General features: G+C 61.2%; 20 protein-coding genes and 1 pseudogene. 16 read left to right on the top strand and 5 right to left on the bottom strand.

The features are described 5' to 3' along the window. Positions 1-65: 65 nt before the first annotated feature. Genes Q0601_RS21865 through xylA form a run of 7 tightly spaced genes read left to right on the top strand, consistent with a single transcriptional unit; the run spans position 66 to position 7608 of the window. Positions 66-992, top strand: a complete 927-nt coding sequence (locus Q0601_RS21865) for a carbohydrate ABC transporter permease (protein ID WP_305292084.1) — start codon at positions 66-68, stop codon at positions 990-992. Further along, positions 989-1819, top strand: a complete 831-nt coding sequence (locus Q0601_RS21860; protein ID WP_305292083.1) for a carbohydrate ABC transporter permease — start codon at positions 989-991, stop codon at positions 1817-1819. The genes Q0601_RS21865 and Q0601_RS21860 overlap by 4 nt, the downstream gene beginning before the upstream one ends. Positions 1820-1823: 4 nt before the next feature. Then, a complete protein-coding gene (locus Q0601_RS21855) occupies positions 1824-3461 on the top strand; it encodes a glycoside hydrolase family 43 protein (protein ID WP_305292081.1) in 1638 nt (545 codons plus the stop codon). Between the two features lie 32 nt (positions 3462-3493). Next, positions 3494-4504, top strand: coding sequence for an ABC transporter ATP-binding protein (locus Q0601_RS21850; RefSeq protein ID WP_305292080.1), 1011 nt, complete (start codon positions 3494-3496; stop codon positions 4502-4504). After that, positions 4501-5610 (top strand): Gfo/Idh/MocA family protein, encoded by a 1110-nt coding sequence (locus Q0601_RS21845; RefSeq protein WP_305292079.1) that lies wholly within the window; start codon positions 4501-4503, stop codon positions 5608-5610. Before Q0601_RS21850 ends, Q0601_RS21845 begins: the two co-directional genes overlap by 4 nt. Further along, positions 5607-6254 carry a ThuA domain-containing protein gene (locus Q0601_RS21840; RefSeq protein WP_305292078.1) on the top strand — a complete coding sequence of 216 codons (648 nt, stop codon included), beginning with the start codon at positions 5607-5609 and terminating at the stop codon, positions 6252-6254. The genes Q0601_RS21845 and Q0601_RS21840 overlap by 4 nt, the downstream gene beginning before the upstream one ends. A 52-nt stretch (positions 6255-6306) precedes the next feature. Next, positions 6307-7608 (top strand): xylose isomerase, encoded by a 1302-nt coding sequence (gene xylA, locus Q0601_RS21835; protein WP_305292077.1) that lies wholly within the window; start codon positions 6307-6309, stop codon positions 7606-7608. A 98-nt stretch (positions 7609-7706) separates the two neighbouring features. On the opposite strand, the gene Q0601_RS21830 is transcribed toward xylA, so the two are convergent. Beyond that, positions 7707-8609 (bottom strand): LysR family transcriptional regulator, encoded by a 903-nt coding sequence (locus Q0601_RS21830; protein ID WP_305292076.1) that lies wholly within the window; start codon positions 8607-8609, stop codon positions 7707-7709. Between the two features lie 140 nt (positions 8610-8749). Between Q0601_RS21830 and Q0601_RS21825 the strand changes: the two genes are divergently transcribed. Together Q0601_RS21825 and Q0601_RS21820 are read left to right on the top strand one after the other, a co-directional pair. Then, the gene (locus Q0601_RS21825) at positions 8750-9394 is read left to right on the top strand and encodes a glutathione S-transferase family protein (RefSeq protein ID WP_305292075.1); all 645 of its coding nucleotides are present in this window, start codon (positions 8750-8752) and stop codon (positions 9392-9394) included. Next, positions 9381-9659, top strand: a pseudogene (locus Q0601_RS21820) (site-specific integrase); the annotation flags it as partial. The gene Q0601_RS21825 and the pseudogene Q0601_RS21820, both read left to right, overlap by 14 nt. On the opposite strand, the gene Q0601_RS21815 reads toward Q0601_RS21820, so the two are convergent. Next, entirely contained in the window at positions 9601-9897 is a 297-nt protein-coding gene (locus Q0601_RS21815) for an ArsR/SmtB family transcription factor (protein ID WP_305292074.1), read from the bottom strand. The pseudogene Q0601_RS21820 and the gene Q0601_RS21815 sit on opposite strands and share 59 nt — an antisense overlap. 75 nt (positions 9898-9972) lie before the next feature. On the opposite strand from Q0601_RS21815, the gene Q0601_RS21810 reads away from it, so the two are divergent. The 6 genes from Q0601_RS21810 to Q0601_RS21785 all read left to right on the top strand — a co-directional run bounded on the left by Q0601_RS21810 (position 9973) and on the right by Q0601_RS21785 (position 15486). Further along, a complete protein-coding gene (locus Q0601_RS21810; RefSeq protein ID WP_305292073.1) occupies positions 9973-10791 on the top strand; it encodes an alpha/beta fold hydrolase in 819 nt (272 codons plus the stop codon). Positions 10792-11109: 318 nt separating this feature from the next. Beyond that, a complete protein-coding gene (locus tag Q0601_RS21805; RefSeq protein WP_305292072.1) occupies positions 11110-11358 on the top strand; it encodes a hypothetical protein in 249 nt (82 codons plus the stop codon). Positions 11359-11657: 299 nt separating this feature from the next. Further along, positions 11658-11921 (top strand): hypothetical protein, encoded by a 264-nt coding sequence (locus Q0601_RS21800; RefSeq protein WP_305292071.1) that lies wholly within the window; start codon positions 11658-11660, stop codon positions 11919-11921. Positions 11922-11999: 78 nt separating this feature from the next. Further along, positions 12000-12842 carry an alpha/beta fold hydrolase gene (locus Q0601_RS21795; protein WP_305292069.1) on the top strand — a complete coding sequence of 281 codons (843 nt, stop codon included), beginning with the start codon at positions 12000-12002 and terminating at the stop codon, positions 12840-12842. 35 nt (positions 12843-12877) lie between these two features. Beyond that, positions 12878-13930 (top strand): P-loop NTPase family protein, encoded by a 1053-nt coding sequence (locus Q0601_RS21790; protein WP_305292068.1) that lies wholly within the window; start codon positions 12878-12880, stop codon positions 13928-13930. Then, positions 13930-15486, top strand: coding sequence for an ABC transporter transmembrane domain-containing protein (locus tag Q0601_RS21785; RefSeq protein WP_305292066.1), 1557 nt, complete (start codon positions 13930-13932; stop codon positions 15484-15486). The genes Q0601_RS21790 and Q0601_RS21785 overlap by 1 nt, the downstream gene beginning before the upstream one ends. 282 nt (positions 15487-15768) lie before the next feature. Here Q0601_RS21785 and kdgD read toward each other — a convergent pair whose 3' ends face one another. Further along, positions 15769-16674: a 5-dehydro-4-deoxyglucarate dehydratase gene (gene kdgD / locus Q0601_RS21780; RefSeq protein ID WP_305292065.1), complete on the bottom strand. Its 906-nt coding sequence runs from the start codon at positions 16672-16674 to the stop codon at positions 15769-15771. 165 nt (positions 16675-16839) lie between these two features. Here kdgD and Q0601_RS21775 point away from each other — a divergent pair, with 165 nt between their 5' ends. Then, positions 16840-17550 (top strand): FadR/GntR family transcriptional regulator, encoded by a 711-nt coding sequence (locus tag Q0601_RS21775; protein ID WP_305292063.1) that lies wholly within the window; start codon positions 16840-16842, stop codon positions 17548-17550. 7 nt (positions 17551-17557) lie between these two features. On the opposite strand, the gene Q0601_RS21770 is transcribed toward Q0601_RS21775, so the two are convergent. Then, the gene (locus Q0601_RS21770; protein ID WP_305292061.1) at positions 17558-18223 is read right to left on the bottom strand and encodes an RraA family protein; all 666 of its coding nucleotides are present in this window, start codon (positions 18221-18223) and stop codon (positions 17558-17560) included. Then, complete coding sequence (locus tag Q0601_RS21765; protein ID WP_305292059.1) at positions 18220-18828, bottom strand: HpcH/HpaI aldolase family protein; 609 nt, start codon at positions 18826-18828, stop codon at positions 18220-18222. Before Q0601_RS21765 ends, Q0601_RS21770 begins: the two co-directional genes overlap by 4 nt. Positions 18829-18996 lie beyond the last annotated feature (168 nt).

Here is an 18996-nt window from a genome sequence, read left to right as displayed (position 1 = left end):
GCGCCGCCATCGCAGTGGAGCGTGAACCCGTTTTCATCTTCTACCTCGCCAGATCGGAGTGTGGCATGACAATCGCCGCTGCCAACCGGCGCCTTCCGGCGTCCGAGCGCCTGCGCCGCAGCCTCTCTAACGGGCGCGTCACTGCCGCGCTTGTCCTGCTGCCGCCCGCGCTGATCCTGTTCAGCCTGTTCGTGATGCTGCCGCTTGGGGAATCTGCCTATTACTCCTTTTTCAACTGGAACGGCTACGGCACCCCCACTGAGTTCGTCGGGCTGGAGAATTTCGAGCGGATCGCGGGACATTCGATCTTTCACAAGGCAGTTGGCAACACACTGAAGATCGTCGCCGTCTCATTGTTCCTGCAGATGCCCCTGGCGCTTTTGCTGGCGCTTCTGATCCATCGCAAGACGCCCACCAACGCTGTGTTCCGGCTCATCTTCTTTCTGCCCTATATCCTTGCCGAGGTGGCGGCGGGGCTGATCTGGAGCTTTGTCTTCGACGGCAATTACGGCATCACTGCCTCGATTGCCGGCTTTTTCGGGGCCGATAGCTTCTTCATCCTCGCAGATCGGGAATGGGCTTTTGCTGCGGTGATGACGGTGATCGTCTGGAAATATTTCGGCTTTCACATGATGATCTATATTGCCGCCCTGCAAAGCGTGCCCGAAGACCAGATCGAAGCGGCCCGGATCGAAGGCGCTAAGCGGTTGCAGATCGTCCGCTACGTGCAGATCCCGCATATCAAGCCCGCGATCATCGTCAGCGCATTCTTCGCCATTATCGGCGCGCTGCAGGTGTTCGACGTGATCATTCCGCTGACCAATGGCGGGCCATCGAACCAGACCCATACCATCGTCACCTATCTTTACACCTTCGGCCTGACCCGGCTGAATATCGGCTTTGGCAGCGCGGTCGGCGTGATCCTGTTTATCGCCGCGATCACCGTCGCGCTGTTTTATCAGCGCATCTTCACGAGGGGAAAGCAGGCATGACCCGTGGCCAGTTGATCCGCAATATCCTGCGCGTGGCATTCCTGTGCGTTGTTGCCAGTTTCGTTCTGGCGCCGATGCTGGCCACCGTGCTGGGCGGTTTCAAGAGCAATGCGGAGATCCGCACCAGCGCCCTGTCGCTGCCCGAAAGCTGGAACCTCGAATTCTACGGCTCGATCGTCTCGGACCCGGCATTCTGGCGTTATCTCGGCAATTCGCTGCTGATCTCTTCCGCCGCCGTCATACTGACGCTGATTGTCGGTTCCGCCGCCGCCTACGTCTTTGCGCAGATCCGCTTCTTCGGCTCGCGCATGCTGTTCTCCTACCTGCTCTTGGGGCTGATGTTTCCCTTCGCCACCGCTATCCTGCCGCTGTTCATCAAGGTGCGCGATATCGGACTTCTGGATACGTGGTGGGCAGTGATCCTGCCGCAGACCGCCTTCAGCCTGTCGCTGGCGATCCTGCTTTTCCGCACTTTCTTCGAGCAATTGCCCAAGGAGCTGTTCGAAGCCGCCTATATCGATGGTTGCGGCTATGTCCGCTTCTTCTGGCGTTTCACGCTGCCGCTGTCCGCGCCGATCCTGGCGACAGTCGGTGTGTTCGTCTTCGTCCAGAGCTGGAACAACTTCCTGCTGCCGCTGGTCGTACTGAACTCGCGCGAGGCCTTTACCTGGCCGCTCGGCATGATGCAATTCCGGGGCGAATACGTCACCCAGTGGAACCGCACGCTGGCCTTCGTGACCCTGACCATCGTTCCCGCGATCGTCTTTTTCCTTGCCGCCCAGAAATACATCGTCGCCGGACTGACCGGCGGTGCCGTGAAAGGATGACCATATGACAGAGATCCGCAACCCGATCCTGCCCGGCTTCAACCCCGATCCCTCGATCCTGCGGGTGGGTGATGATTACTACATCGCTACATCGACTTTCGAATGGTATCCGGGCGTTCAGATCCATCACTCCCGCGATCTTGTGAACTGGCGGCTGGTCAAGCGTCCGCTCGACCGCGTATCGCAACTGGACATGCGCGGCGACCCCGATTCCGGCGGCATCTGGGCACCATGCCTGACATGGTCCGACGGGGTGTTCTGGCTGATCTACACCGATGTAAAGCGCCGCGACGGAGCGTGGAAAGACAGCCACAACTATCTGGTGACCGCCCCCGCCATCGAGGGGCCTTGGTCGGATCCGGTCTACCTGAACTCGTCGGGTTTCGATCCCTCGCTTTTCCATGACGAGGACGGGCGGAAATACCTGCTCAACATGATCTGGAACCACAACCGGACCCGTGGCGACAAGTTCGGCGGGATCGTGATACAGGAATATTCGGTCGTGGAGCGCCGTCTCGTCGGACCGATCCGCAATATCTATCGTGGCACCGACCGCAAATTCACCGAAGGTCCGCACCTCTATCGCCGTGATGGCTGGTATTACCTGCTCACCGCCGAGGGTGGCACCGGTTACGATCATGCCGTGACCATGGCGCGTTCCCGCGATCTTTTCGGCCCTTACAAGACCGATCCCGCGAAACATCTGCTGACGGCGAGAGGCACGCAATCTTATTTGCAACGCGCCGGTCATGCCGATATCGTCGAGACGCAGAACGGCGAGCATTACATGGTGCATCTCTGTTCCCGTCCGCTGGACGCGACGCGCGGCATCCCGGTGGACGGCAAGGATATCCATGCCGATGACGTCCGGCGCTCTCCCCTTGGCCGCGAGACCGCGATCCAGAAGCTGATCTGGGAGTCGGGCGAGTTTCCGCGGCTGGCGCATGGCGGCAACGCCCCTGCTGATACCGTTCCCGCACCGGATCTGCCGCCACATCCCTTCGAGCCCGAGCCTGTGCTCAGCCACTTTTCGCCCGGTGGGCTGTCATCCGCTTTCCAGTGGCTGCGCACACCCGAGCCCGAACGACTTTTCTCTCTGTCCGAACGTCCGGGCGCGCTGCGGCTTTTCGGGCGGGAATCGCCGGGTTCGCAATTCGAGCACGCGCTGGTCGCCCGCAGGCAGACGGATTTCGCTTTCCGCGCCGAAACCAAGATCGATATGTCCCCCGGTGACTATCAGCATTTTGCCGGGCTGATCTCGTGGTATGGCCGCTTCAAGTTCCATTACCTCGCCGTTACCGCCGATGAGGCGGGCGCGCGGCTCCTGACGGTCTATAGCTGCCCGGCCAACTGGCCCGATGCACAGGTGGAATACCCGATCCAGCCGATCCCGCTGCCGGAAACCGGCACGGTCAGGCTGGGCTGCGATGTGGACGGCGCGGTGTTGCGTTTTCGCTATGCCACGGAGGGCGACGACTGGCGGGATCTGGGGGTCGAACTGGATCAGTCGGCGATCTCGGACGAGGCAGGAAACGGTCCCGGCAACAATTTCACCGGGGCGTTCATCGGGATCTGCGCGCATGACAGTTCCGGGCGTGGCCGGCACGCCGATTTCCTGAGTTTCCTTTACGAGCCGCGGTAATCGAGCCCGGCGAGCAAACAGGCGAGGATCGCATGTCCGAAGTTCAACTGAAGAACGTCACCAAATCCTTTGGCGCGATGAAGGTCATTCCCGACCTGAACCTGACCGTTCCGGATGGCTCTTTCACGGTCCTGGTGGGGCCGTCGGGCTGTGGCAAGTCGACGTTGCTGCGCATCATCTCGGGTCTGGAGATGCCGACCGGCGGCAATGTGCTGATCGGGGGGCAGGACGTGACCCTGGAAGAGCCGTCAAAGCGCGGGATCTCGATGGTGTTCCAATCCTATGCGCTATATCCGCATATGACGGTGGCCCAGAATATCGATTTCGGCTTGCGGCTGGCCAAGATGCCGACAGCCGAACGTGAGACCCGCGTGGCCGAGGCCGCCCGGATCCTCGCGCTCGAGGATTATCTCGACCGCAAGCCCGGCCAGCTCTCGGGCGGTCAGCGCCAGCGCGTGGCCATCGGGCGTTCCATCGTCCGCCATCCCAAGGTTTTTCTGTTCGACGAACCCTTGTCGAACCTGGACGCCGCGCTTCGCACCCAGATGCGGGTCGAACTCGCGCAACTGCATCAGTCACTTGACGCGACGATGATCTACGTCACCCATGATCAGGTCGAGGCCATGACGCTGGCCGATCAGATCGTGGTGATGAATGCCGGCCGCATCGAACAGGTGGGCGCGCCGATGGAACTCTATGATCGCCCGCAGACCGAATTCGTCGCTGGTTTCATCGGGTCACCGAAAATGAACCTTCTGCCCGGCTCGACCATCGGGCGGGAAGGGGTGAAGACCGTGGGTATCCGCCCTGAACATATCTCCGTCACCGGCGAGGGCGGCGACTGGCCGGCCATTGCGCAGGTGGTTGAGACATTGGGGGCGGATACGGTGATTTACGCGAAGGTCGAACGTATCGGCGACGTAACCGTGCGGCTGCCCGGGAATATTCGTCTGAAAGCAGGCGAGCGCCTTTCCCTGACCGCTGACCGCGAGAACCTGCATTTCTTCGGGCATGACGGAGCGCGGATGGAAGCGGTGCAATGACCGGGCTGGGCATAGGTGTCATCGGCTGCGGTGTCATCAGCGACATCTACATGCAGAACACCGCGATATTCCCGCAACTCTCGCTACGTGCCGTCGCGGATCTTGTCCCGGCAGCCGCGCAGGCAAAGGCGGATGCCTATGGCGTCGCCGCTATGACGCCTGCCGAACTGCTGGCGCGCGACGATATCGACATCGTCCTGAACCTGACCATCCCCACCGCCCATGTTGAGGTTGGTCTTGCCGCCCTCGACGCAGGCAAGCATGTTTATTCCGAAAAGCCGCTTGCGGGCAGCGTCCGCGAGGCGCGCCAGCTTGTCACGGCCGCGGAAGAAAAGGGACTGCGGCTTGGCTGCGCACCCGATACCTTCCTTGGGGGCGCCCATCAGACGGCTCGGGCATTGCTCGACGATGGCAGGATTGGCCGGGCAACGGCAGGCACTGCCATATTAATGCTGCCGGGACATGAACGCTGGCACCCCAATCCCGATTTCTACTATGCCGGACCGGGCGCGGGGCCGTTATGCGACATGGGACCCTATTACATCACCGCGATGCTGAACCTGCTCGGGCCGGTTCGCCGGGTCAGTGCCCTGGCCTCGCGCGGGCGCGACCACCGGATCATCGCGCAAGGCCCTCGCGCGGGCGAAAGCGTGCCTGTCGAGGCTGCCACCCATCTCGCCGGTGTCATGGAATTCACCAATCGCGCCCTTGTGCAGATCGTCACCAGCTTCGATGTGCGGGCACATCGCCATTCTCCGCTAGAGCTCTACGGCACCGACGGCTCTCTGCTGATCCCGGATCCGAACCGTTTCGACGGTGATGTGGAACTGTTCGACGGCGATTGGCAAGCGCAACAGATGCTCCATGCCCATGGTGACGGCAACTATCGGGGGCTGGGTCTGGCCGACATGGCCGCCGCCATCACCGAGGGACGGCCGCATCAGGCCAATGGCGAATTGGCCCTGCACGCTCTGGACGTTATCGAGTCGCTTCTTTCCTCGGCTGACAGCGGCAAGGCAGTGACGCTTTCCACAAGCTACGAAAGGCCCAAGGCGCTCGCTCCGGGCGACCGGTTCGGGCAGATCGATATTTCGGAGGTAAGATGAGCAACAAGACAGCACTGATTTTCTGGGGCGGTTGGCAGGGCCACGAGCCGGAGACCTGTTCGCAGGTCATCGAGAAAATGCTGGTGAAAGAAGGCTTTACCGTGAGACGCGAAGAAGGCACCCGCGTGCTTGCCGAAGGCGATCTGAACCTCTTCGATCTGATCGTACCCTTGATGACGCAGGTGCAGGTGGAAAAAGAGGAATTGCAGAACCTGATCGCGGCTGTCGAGGGCGGAACCGGGCTTGGCGGTTTTCACGGTGCGATGGGCGACACCTTTCGCATGGAGCCGGCCTATCAGTTCATGGTCGGGGGCCAATGGGTCGCCCATCCCGGCAATATCGTCGATTACCGGGTCGAGATCGTGAAGCCCGACGATCCAGTTGTCACAGGAATCGGCGATTTCGACTACCGCTCCGAACAGTACTTCATGCATGTCGATCCGTCGATCAAGGTTCTCGCCACCACGGCATTCGATGGCGCCCACGCCCCCTGGACCAGGGACACCGTGATGCCGGTGGTCTGGAAACATCGATACGGCGCCGCCCGGGTGTTCTATTCCTCGCTCGGCCATGTCGCCACCGAGTTCGAGGTGCCGCAGATGCGGGAAATCTTGCGCCGTGGCCTGATCTGGGCCGCGCGCTGACACGCAAAATATCGACCGCCGGACGGTCGCCTCTACCATCAAAGGGATCATCATGAGCAATTTCTTCAAGGACATCGCACCCATTCGTTATGAAGGCACGGATAGCGACAATGAATTCGCCTTCCGCCATTACGACCCGGATGAAATGGTCATGGGTAAACGGATGGAGGATCATCTGCGCTTCGCGGTGGCCTATTGGCACAGCTTTGCCTGGGAAGGCGGGGATCCTTTCGGCGGGCGCAGCTTCGACAGGCCATGGTTCGGCGACGGCATGGAGGCCGCGAAGCTGAAAGCAGAGATTGCCTTCGAACTGTTCGCGATCCTCGGACAGCCCTATTTCTGCTTCCATGATCTCGATATTCGCCCGGAAGGTGCTAGTTTCGTCGAAAGCCGCCGCAATCTCGACGAGATTGCTGATATATTCGCCGCCAGGATGGAGCAGACCGGTACGCGTTTGTTGTGGGGAACGGCGAATATGTTCTCACATCGCCGCTGGATGGCAGGAGCGGCGACCAATCCAAACCCCGATGTGTTCGCCTATGCCGCCGCGACGGTAAAGGCCTGCATGGATGTGACCCACCGTCTTCGCGGCGAGAATTACGTGATGTGGGGGGGGCGTGAAGGCTATGAAACCCTGTTGAACACCGATCTCGGCCGCGAGGCCGAGCAGGCCGGCCGTTTTCTGACCAAAGTCGTGGAATACAAATACAAGATCGGTTTCAAGGGTACGATCCTGATCGAGCCAAAACCGCAGGAACCGACCAAGCATCAATATGATTACGATGTCGGCACGATCTATGGCTTCCTCAAACGCTTCGGGCTGGAAAACGAGGTCAAGCTGAATATCGAGCAAGGGCACGCTATCCTTGCCGGGCACAGTTTCGAGCATGAGCTGGCCCTTGCCGCCTCGCTTGGCCTGCTGGGCTCGATCGACATGAACCGCAACGATTACCAATCGGGCTGGGATACGGATCAGTTCCCGAACAACGTGCCGGAGGTGGCACTGGCCTATTACGAGGTTCTGAAGGCGGGCGGCTTCACCACCGGCGGGACGAATTACGATTCCAAGCTACGGCGGCAATCCCTCGATCCCGAGGATCTGGTTCTGGCGCATGTCGGGGCGATGGATGTCTGTGCGCGCGGATTGAAAGCTGCGGCGGCCATGCTGGAGGACGGTTTCCTGGAAAAGGCGCGCAGCGAGCGCTATGCAGGTTGGGAGACACCGCAGGCACAAGCCATGCTCGACCTTCCGCTGGAAGAGATCGCGGCGCAGGTCGAGGCCGGCAATCTTGATCCGCAGCCGTGCTCCGGGCAGCAGGAGAGGCTCGAGAACCGGGTGAACCGGTTCCTGTGACTGTAAGCTGGCTCGGTTCGGGTCAGCTTGCGGCCTCAGCATCTCATAGCCAATATATCACAATTGCAGCTCACACGCCGTTTGCGCTACATCCATCGTTATTTCCAGTTCAGCCCTATAGTTTGCCGCAGGCGTTCTGCAGCGAAGTCTATGAGCGCGCGGACCTTTGGTGCGGCGCGGCGTCCCTCGATATGGACCAGATGGATCGGCAACGGCTCAGGCTCCCAGTCTTCAAGCACCGTGCGCAGCGTGCCGGCTTCCAGATCGGGGGCGATCTGGTAGGAAAGCGGCCGGCAGATGCCCCAGCCACGCCGCACTGTCTCAATGGCGGCAGCCATGCTGCTTACGCTGAGCCGAGGCTCCACTTTGATCATCTGTTCGCCCCCTGGTCCGAAGCGCCATTGCCGGCCCGCATCGAGCGGTGCGACTGATATGAGGCGATGAGAGATCAATTCGCCCGGCTCCTGCGGACAGCCCCGCCTTGCGAAGTAACCCGGAGCACCGCAGAGGACGCGGCGAACCTGCCCGACCCGGATGGCGGCAAGCCCGGACGAGGGCAGCGGACCGATACGCAGGGCGATATCGAAGCCTTCCTCCACGATGTTCACGATCCGGTCGATCATCAGCACATCCGCGCTTACGCCGGGGTGACGGTCGAGGAACTCTGTCAGGATCGGAGTGATATAGATCCGACCGAATTCCTGCGGGCATGTGATGCGAAGCTGCCCGACAGGTGTCCGGGCCGCACCGGTGGCCGCTTCGTCGGCAGCCTGAAGACCAGCCAGGACCTCGCGCACGTCCTGCAGATAGACCTGCCCCACATCCGTCAGCCTTACCTGCCGCGTCGTGCGCGTGAAAAGGCGGACACCAAGCGCGGCCTCGAGCGCGTTGATGCCGCGCGTCGCGGACGGTGCGCTCAGCCCCACGGCGCGGGCGCCGGCGGCAAAGTTCTCGGCCTCCGCAACCGCAACGAATATTCTCAGGCTTTGCAAGCGATCCATGCGTTCTCAATTATTGCAAAAATCAAAATACTGACCTTCAAAGGAAGATCATTCTTTCACATTTATCCTGTCTCTAAGTTCGCGTCCATCGATACGCGCTGCGTCGGCAGCTTCATCTTTCGATTTGAAGGGAGTTTCCCATGTCCGATACGAATGCACGCAGCGGCGCGCCCGTGACCCTCTACCGTAATCCGAAATCCGGCCATTGCCACCGGGTAGAACTGATGCTCTCGCTGCTGGGCATTCCGTACAAGACCATTGATCTCGACATGGGGAACGGGGCGCACAAGGCGCCCGAATATCTCAGGATCAGCCCGCTCGGGCAGGTTCCGGCGATCGAGGATAACGGCGTGCCCCTGTCGGACTCGAGCGCGATTCTCACCTATCTGGTCGAGCGCTACGGCGATACTGCCGCCTGGCGGGGCGCCGACCCGGTCGAAAAGGCGGAAGTGCAGCGTTGGCTCTCCATCGCGGCCGGAGAGATCGCGGCAGGTCCTTGTGCGGCGCGGCTCGTCACGCTGTTCGGCGCCAATCTCGACCACGAGGCGGCGAAGGTCAGGGCACATACCCTTTTTGCCGTGATGGAGACGCATCTGACGGGTCGCGACTGGCTGGCGGCGGCGCATCCGACGCTCGCCGATATTGCGGGCTACAGCTATATCGCCCACGCGCCCGAGGGTGGGGTTAGTCTGTCCTCCTACCCCTCGATCCGGGCCTGGCTTGGCCGCATCGAGGCACTCCCGGGGTTCGTGGGCATGGCTCGCTCTGCCGATCCACGTGGATGACGGCAAGGGCAGCCGGGGCCGCAAGGCAATACTGTCGCCGGGGCTGTTGGAGTTCTTGCGCGACAACTGGCGCGAGGCGCGCCCGGAAGGCTGGCTGTTCCCGGGCAAATCGAAGATCAACCCGCTCTCGCCGTGGCAGCTCAACCGGGCGTTCACCTCTGCGAAACACATGGCCAGGCTCGCTGCCGCAAGGCGGCCTCGAGCCTTTAACTGCCGGTCGATGCCGCAGAAATTTCCCGGCCCAACCAATTCAGATAGCCGCTGATCGTGGCCTCATCCCGCTTGCAATAAGACCACTTCAGGTGCTTCTGTACCGTGATGAAGCCCGCTTGTCTGAGAATGTCCAGATGTCTGCTGGCGGTGGGCTGGGTAACGGCAAGCGCCTCGGCGATTAGCGTCATGCACACACCGGACTGTACAGGATCCGCCGACCACTGCCGGCCGAAGTGCTTGCCCGGCTCGGCCAGCAACTGAAGAATCCTCAGGCGCTGTTCGCTGGCCATTGCCCTGATTTGTATTGATCGGTCCATGGGTTCCATCATATAGTCATTCAGCTAAATGACAATACGGGCGGCGCAATGCTGGAACTTCCGAATACCACGATTATCGAAGGCAATGCCGTCCGTTGGGGCCGGATCGGGGACGGACCACCGCTTGTCGCCATCCACGGCACCCCCTTTTCTTCGCAAGTCTGGCGCCGGATCGTGCCGCAATTTGCCGATCGAAGAACGGTCTACTACTTTGATTTGGTTGGCTATGGATTGTCCGAGATGCATGAGGGGCAAGACGTATCGCTCGCCGTACAGAATAAGGTTCTTGCCGCGCTTTTTGCGGAATGGGGCCTCGAACGTCCGGATATTCTGGCGCATGACTTCGGTGGTGCGACTGCGCTGCGCGCCTATTATCTGAACGGGATTCGCTATGCCTCGCTGACGATTTTCGATGCGGTAGCCCTCGCCCCTTGGGGTTCGCCTTTCGTCCAGCATGTGCGCAGGCATGAAGCCGCGTTCACGGGGATGCCAGACTACATGCACAAAGCACTGGTGCGCTCCTATTTGCAAACGGCAGCGTATAATCCGTTGTCGGAGGAAGCTCTGACCGTTTACAGCGCACCGTGGCTTGGGACAGTTGGTCAGGCCGCGTTTTACAGACAAATTGCCCAGATGGACCAGCGGTTCACGGATGAGGTTGAAGCGCGGTATGATCGGATGGATTGTCCCGTCACCGTTCTTTGGGGGCTGCAGGATGATTGGATTCCCTATGAGAAAGGCAAGGTTCTCGCCACGATGATTTCGGATCGCCCGCTGATTCCGGTCCCCGAGGCCGGGCATCTGCTGCAGGAAGATCGCCCGGAGATCCTGGTGGGCGCTGTTCTGAAAATCCTTGGCTGCAACTGACCGTCCGCTTTGTCCCACAGAGCAGCCGCACGCTCTTAGGCACAGTGGGTTAGCTTTGGTTCGCGATTGGGGTGGAAATGCAGGGCGGTCCTGACCGTCAGGCCCTGCAATATAGCGCCCCGTGGGTCAAAAGCTGCTGGCATTTCACAGCTATCGTCTGTTAGGTATTTCTGGCTATCAGTCAGATTCCCGACCAAAAACTGCGTTCCAGTCGTGGACAGGCCATGGAGGCTAAAGCCCAATTGCAGACGTTGGCGGCCGTCACCTGCTTTATCACGATGGTCGTGGAAGTTAGTCGAGCCGGGCAGGGGGGGAATGATGGAAATTGAGGTGCGGAAGCTGTTCGAGCGATACGAGCGCTTTTTCAATCGGGCTCTCTATGGCGAGGTCGATATGGAAGAACTCACATCGCTGTATTCTTCCGAGTTCATAGGCGCTGCCCCGGCAGGAGTGCGGACCGGAAAGAATGGCGATCAATTCAAAAAGGTGATGGCACAGGGCTATGACCATTATCGAGCCACCGGAGCGAAGGAAATGCGGATACGCAGTATCCGCCTCTCCGCATAAATGAACTTCATTGTGTGGCTCATGTTGCTTGGACCGCGACCTACACCGGCAAGGACCGACCGGACGTGGCAATAGATTTTGACGTTCACTATCTGGTTCAGATGTTGAATGGGGAGCCGAGGGTTTTTGGCTGGGTATCAGGCGATGAGCGAACTCTCCTAAAACAGTACGACATTATTTGACTGACTACTTCGTCCCGCATTTTACCAGTTTGACTGATCGGTCACGCTGCAACCGGCATGAATGACCGGTTCAGTGAAGCTGCACTTCGGCATCGCACAGGACGCTGAACGGCAAGAATGGGCCATGCCTTCCGCTGCACCCGCGAAGGATACGCCTTGCTGCTGCCCACACGAATGTTTCTGTTGGGGCTCCTGAGGGTGGGGGAGCAAAAAGCACATCAGGATCAGGAACGGCAGGATCAGGTGGAAATTGTTCAGATATTCTACCTTATCGAGCAGGAAGAAGTAGTCGAACCCGTTCTCACCCGAGTACCCCAGTATCCTTCAGGTTTTTGTCCGAACCCAGCGTTGCTGGGCAGGCCGTACTGGCAAGATGAATAAATGAAAATTTGAAGACAGCGGGAATACTCCGGAAGCTGCCGCGTAATAGGTGTGGAACACGACTCAAGGAGAACCGTCATGGAACTCGAACTCGAAACCCCGACCACCGGTAGCACCGTCGAGCGCATCAGTATCGCGACGCAGGCTGGACCGCTTGCGACATTCGTCATTACGCCCCGCCGGATGGTATCATCACGCCCGTTGGTCGTATTGCATGGAATTTCACGTAACGCCCGGTCGCTGGTGCGGCATTTCCGCGCCGAGGCCGAGCACGGCGGGCGCCTCATCGTCCTACCCCATTTCACGGCCTCGCATTGGCCGCATTTCCAGCGTCCCGGGCATCCGGCACGTGCCGACCAGGCCCTGGTCGAGCTTTTGAACAGACTAGCCATTCGCTTTCCCGATTGTGGAGGCCGCGTGGACCTTGTCGGTCATTCCGGCGGCGCGCAACTTGCCCACCGTACTGCGATGCTTTACCCGCAGCGCATCGCCCGGCTAAGCCTTGTTGCTGCCGGCTGGTATTGTCTGCCCGACATGTCCATGCCCTATCCTTATGGGCTGGGCGAAAGCAATGCCCGTGGCGCGGCACTTTGGATCCGGCGCAAGCAGACGGGTCTTGCAGCCTATCTCGGACTGAAAATCCGTGTCTATGTGGGATCGCGCGACACGGAGCGCGATCCCGCCCTGCGCGTCTCTTCTGCTTTGGACGACCTGCAGGGGCGGAACCGTCACGACCGGGCTCGGACCTATGTGGATGCAGTGCGCGCCGCTGCGCTCGGCCACGGGCGTGTGGCGGATATCGCCCTGATCGAATTGCCGGGCTGTGGCCATGATTTCGAGCTGGCGATCACCGAAGCCGGACTGGCGCGGATGGTGGCCGAAACCTCTGACATGACACCGGCACTTGCCGCGGCCGGATAAGACCGGCGCATCCCATAATTTCAAGGAGAGAAGACATGACGACTGCATTCGAAACCCAACTTGCGAGCGCCAAATGGACCTTTTCCACGCGCCGGGTAGATCGCACATTGGTCGCTGGCATGGATATGGCATTCGAGAAAGCCCGTCCCGGTGACCTAATACTGGCGTATGTTTCCGAGATCGGGCAGCACAGACGGGTGCAGCTTGAATCCGGACGGCATTCTGACATCTACCCAGGCGACGCAGTGATCCTTGCCTGCGGGGCCCGCTATGCGCCCGATCAATTCGAAGGACTTGCCGAGATACTGCCCCAAAGCGCCGATCTTCTGGCAGGCGGCGGCTGCATCGGGCGGATGGTGGCGCGAAACGAGCGGATCAAGCAGGCGACGCGTCTTATTCCCGAGGGGCGGCTCTTGCGGGCGGATGGCGCGGCCCTGAATCTTGATGATTTTGCGGTGCGGGTATCGGCGCGTGGCGATCGGATCCCGGTAATTGCCGTATTCGGTACCGCCATGAATTCGGGCAAGACAGTTGCGACGGCACAGCTTGCCCTGGGGTTGCGGCGTGCGGGATGGCGGGTGGCCGCGCTCAAGGGCACCGGCACGGGCGCATTCGGCGATTTCAACGAATACCGGGATACCGGCGCGCATGTGGTCGCCGATTTCACGGATGCCGGCATGGTTTCCACCTATCGCGAACCGCTCGAACGCGTCCGCGCCGGTATCAACCGATTGCTGGCGCATGCCGAGGATGCAGGCTGCGAGATCGCTGTTCTCGAAATAGCCGATGGCCTGTTTCAGCGCGAAACGGCGCAGCTTCTGGCTGATCCGGCTTTCCAGCGGCGTATTTCCGGGCTTGTCTTTGCCTGCGGCGATGCGGTTGCCGCCGCCGGAGGCGTTGCCGAAATGCGGCGCCACGGCGTCGTGCCGGACGTTCTGACTGGTATGCTAAGTTGCTCTCCGATGGCTTCGGCCGAGGCGCTCGGTGCGACCGGGGTTCCGGTGCTTGGAAAAAACGACCTTTCCGATCCCGCAGAGGCCAACGCCTTCGCGCTCCGGTCAGGGGCGGAATGGCGGAGTGCTGCCTGATGGCACTGCCCGGGCTACTATCGAATGGCCGGGGGAGAGGCTTGCTGGCGGTCAGTGCGCTGGCGCTCGCAGGAGGTGCCGCCGCCGGCGCCGCCGCATTCGCCACGCGCGGGCTGTTCGAGGCCCTGCATGGTGCCGCCTCTCTCCCAGCTGCCTTGCTGGTGACGCTGGCGGCCTCCGGCCTTGTAATAGCCGCGACACGTGTTTCGGCACGCGTCATGGGTGAGTGGCTTGGGCAGTCCTATACGCGCGATATTCGCCTTGCACTGTTCGAGCACGCTGCCGGGATGGCGGCAAGCGATGTCGCCAGGCGGCGCAACGGTTATATGAGCCTGCGTTTCGTGGGGGACATGACCGCGTTTCGCAACTGGATCGGACTGGGGCTTCCCCGGCTTGTCGCAGGTGCAATCCTGATCCCGCTGACGCTGGCCGTACTCTGGTCACTCGCTCCGGTTTTCGCGTGGCTGACATTACCGCTGGTCACCCTGGCGCTTGTTTTGATCGGTCTTGGCGGATTGCGCCTGCGACCACTGCACCGGCGGTTGCGCGCGCGCCGTGCCCGGATCGCCGTCGACATGGCCGAACGCATGCCGCTTGCGCCTGAACTGGACAGGCTGGGCCGGCGGCGCACCGAGATGGGGCAGCTCGACCACCGGATCGGCCGCATGATCCGGGCCGCCATCGCGCGGCTTCGGCTGGCCGAGGCGCTGAAGGCGGTTCCCGATGCAATCGCCGGGCTGGCCGCGATGCTCATCATTCTCGGCGGGTTTCGCACCGGAGAGAGTCCCGGCGTGATCGCAGGTGGGCTCGCGGCATTCGGGCTGATGATCTCGCCCGTGCGTGATCTGGCGACGGTATGGAACCTCCACTCGGCCTGGCGCTCGGCCGCGATCAAGGCAGATGCAGCGCTGTCCCGGCAGCAGCGTGAAACCTATACGGATAGATGTTCATTTCCCGGCGGGGCGGCCACTATCGCCATATCAGATCTCGCCTTGCCCTCGGGTAAACGGCTCGATCTTGAGCTGGCGGCGGCGAGTGTCGGCGCGACAGAGTTGAACGATCTGGACTCTTCTTTTCTTTTCAGTGCATTGAATGGTCTTGAAAAGATACCTGAAGGTGTTGTCACCCTTTCGGGTGTATGCCTCAGACGTTTTAGCCGGGGCAGCTTGCGCCGAAGCGTCGTGACCATCAGTGCCAAGCCGCCGATCCTTCAGGGATCGTTTCGCCGGGCTTTGACCTTCGGTGTATCGCGGCGCCTGGACGATGCGGGCCTTGAGGCGCTCGCCAGAGCATCCGGGCTGAGCGACGCGCTGTCCCGTTTGGGCGGCTTGGATGGCAAGCTGTCCGAGGGAGGGCAAAACCTGTTGTTTTCCGAGCGCGCGCTGGTCAGCCTGGTACGGGCAAGACAGTTGAAACCCCGCCTGATCCTGGTGGAAAGCCAGATCGTAACACTCGACTCAGGCGCGCGAGATCCAATAATGAATTGGGTCAACCATTGCGGCGCAACGCTTTTGTTCCAGCGTGGCGTTGAGATTGCTCGGTCACGTCTGAAATAGCGGTCAGGCCGGGCAGTTTGCGGGCGCTCGACGCCAGTCGATGTCGCGGCAGAACGCCTCTTCGGCGGCCTGAACCGCGCGATCGACCAATTCGACCGGACCGCAGGCGAAATCATGTGCAGGCCCATGCGCGAGGCTAGAGGCGAAAATGCGGGGACCGGCTAGCCATTCGGCAGTGATCAGGTTGCCCTTTGGGGGTAAAGCTCATCGGTTCGTTCTTTCCTGAACGTGGGACAGCCCCGCGCAAAGGCAGGGCTGCTGTTGTGACTTGATCTGTGGCGATCAGCGACGGTAATCGCCGATCAGCTTTTCCATCATCGCCTCTTCCTCTTTCGTCAGATCGGTCAGCGGCGGGCGCACCTTGCCTGCGGCGAAGCCTTGCAGGCGCACCCCTGCCTTGACGGCCGAAACGGCATAGCCCTTCTGACGGCTGCGGATATCCATGAACGGATAGAAGAAATCCCGCAGCAGACGGTCACAGGTCGCCCGATCCCCTGACCGCAGCGCGGTGTAGAATTCATTCGCCAGCGCCGGAACGAAGTTGAAGACGGCAGACGAATATGTGGTGAAGCCCGCGCCCAAATAGGCTTCGGCGAACAGCTCTGCCGTGGGCATCCCGCCCAGATACATCAACCGGTCGCCCGCCCGCGCTGTGATCTGCCGGACCAGCCCGATATCGCCGGTGCCGTCCTTGAAGCCGATCAGGTTCGGGCATTCGTCACACAACCGCATCAGCGTGTCGGCCTGGAGAACCGAGTTGTCGCGGTTATAGACCATGACACCGATGCCGACCGATTGGCAGAGCGCCTTGATATGCGCGTAAAGCCCGGCTTGCGGCGCGTCGATCAGATAATGCGGCAGCAGAAGGATGCCGTCGGCACCGGCCTTTTCCGCAGATTTCGCGATTTCGATAGAGATGTCAGTGCCATAGCCGCAGCCCGACACGATGGCGGTTTTGCCAGCGGCTTCCTTGGCGGCGGCGACGATGGTCGGCACTTCGGACGGCTGCAGCGAAAAGAATTCGCCCGTGCCGCCTGCCGCGAACAGTACCGGCGCGTCAAAGCCGGACAGCCATTCGACATGCGCCTTATAGCTTTCGGGGGCGAATTTTCCCTCTTCGTCGAAATGTGTGACCGGGAAGGACAGCAGGCCAGAGCCAAGGGCGGATTTGATTTTTTCGGGGGTCATCGGGGACATCCTTAGGTTCTCAGGGGACTGCGGTATCCGTAATTCATCACATGATGATTTGCAATATACATACGATGAATTTAATGGATTGATCATCTGACGTATTGAGCCGCTTTGCATTCTTCGAAAAGCGCGTAGAAAGAGGCATTAGCAATGGAGTGCCGCTTGTCCGACACAGCCAAGATGAGACCAAGTCGTGTGACGGAAATCGTCGCGGCCCTGCGGACGCGAATCGATAGCGGCCAGGTGCAGCCGGGCGACAAGCTTCCGACCGAGCCGCAGCTTTCCGCTGAATTCGGCGTCAGCCGCACCGTCATCCGCGAAGCGGTGGCGGCCTTGCGATCCGATGGGCTGCTGCAATCGCGGCAAGGGTCGGGGGTCTTCGTTCTGGCACCCACGCGGACGGAACGCGGCATGCTGACCGAGGTGGATCGCAGCAAGCTGTCATCGGTTCTGTCGCTGCTGGAACTGCGCATCGCGGTTGAGACAGAGGCCGCAGCACTGGCCGCGCAGCGTTGCAGCCCCGATCAGGAAGAGGCGATGTTGGCAGCTTTGGCGCATCTTCGGGCCGAGGTGCAGGCAGGCAAGAACGCGGTCGAGGCCGACTTCGCCTTTCACAAATCGATCGCCGCTGCTTCGGGGAATCCGCGCTTTGTCGACATGCTAACCATGTTCGGCGCAGACCTGATCCCGCGCAGCCGGGTGGGTGATGCGGCGCAGATGGACCCCGCTTATCTGTCGGCGCTGGATGGTGAGCATGTCGCAGTGGTTCAGGCCATCCAGAACCGCGAACCCGAAGCCGCGCGCCGCGCCATGCGCGATCATCTGACCCACAGCCAGCGCCGCTACCGCGCGATGCAGATGGGAAGCGCCTGACCTGCGCTCAGGGTCCGCTGCGGTATTTGTCGGATCCGTTCAGCTTCGCCAAAGATTCTCCTTGCGCCAGCCGCTTGCGCCATTCGACTTCGCGTGCCTCGTCGGCTACGGCACGCTGGACCAGTGCTGACAGATCGGGATTGGCGGGGTCGAGGCATAACAACCCGTTCGCATCGCCAAACAACAGATCGCCGGTTCGGACGATCACATTGCCAATGAGGACAGGCCCGAATAACTCGGCCCCCGGAACGTCCAGAACACGCGTGGTAACGACGTTCAGCCCGCGCGCATAGATCGGCAGGCCAAGTTCGCGCAATTCCTCGATATCGGTGACGACGCCGTCCACGACGATCCCCGCCGCCCCGGCGGTCAACGCGGCGCGGGCCACCATTTCGCCGACACAGGCGATGTGACGATCACCCGCCCGGTCGATGACCAGCACATCGTCGGGTTGCAGATCATCCAGAACCAGATGCACGGGGATCGCATCGGGCAGCGATTGGCGCACAGTCACCGCACGCCCCAGCAGCTTGCCTCCGGTTAGCGGTCTGACCTGCGGCGACACGATCCCGCTGGTCAGGTAATGGCCCAGCGAGGCGGGCTGGATTACCCGCATTTGATCCAGAATGGCCGGATCGATCGCCGTAGCATTCGTGCGTGGATGGCGAATCATGCGCGCACACCCCGGATAAGCTCTGCCGCTCTGCGACAGCCTGCGTTGAGGAACGCCATGTCATTGCCGACCAGAAGCATGTCACCGCCTTCTGCCAGCAGTTCTTCGACCTGTTCCGGCTCATAGGGGAAACAGGGTAGCATCACCTTGATCTCGCGGGCATGGCATTCCTTGATCAGCAGGCGCATGGCTTGCCGGACCTGCGGATGGCGCATCGAATAATCGACGGGGATGCCGCAGGACAGGGCATAATCGGCGGGACCGAAATGGACCGCATCGATCCCGGGCACCGACAGGATGTCATCGATATTCTCAAAAAACACAGAGCTTTCAGCCATCGGGATCAGCAGCGTTTCGCGGTTTGTGCGGGCGGCATATTCGGTCCAGTCGAATCCCGGTCCACCATAGCCTGCCGATCTGACAGAGCTGTCACCGCCACGTTGGCCCAGGGGTGGAAACTTTGTCGCGGCAACGATGGCACGCATCTGCGCGCCGTCGTGAACCTGCGGGATGATTACGCCTTCGGCGCCTAGCTCCAGCGCCTTGCGCAGCCCGGTGGCCGCCCGGGGGGGGCCCCCCCCCCCCCGCGCGCCCCCCCCCCCCATTGCGCTATTTCCCCCCCCCCTCGGTTTTGGGGGGCCGGCCGCCCCCCCCCCCCCCCCCCCGCCGCGCCGCCGCCGAAGACGAGCTGACGCAGATGGAGAAGGAATTGCGCAACACGCTTGCCGCCGCAAGCGCACAGCGCCAGGAGATCTCGAAGGGAGCGGGCAGGC

It is taken from the genome of Paracoccus wurundjeri, assembly GCF_030678915.1.
GTDB lineage: Bacteria > Pseudomonadota > Alphaproteobacteria > Rhodobacterales > Rhodobacteraceae > Paracoccus > Paracoccus onubensis_A.
The sequence above is the reverse complement of the archived record's forward strand: the minus strand, read 5'-3'. Positions and strand labels throughout refer to the sequence as shown.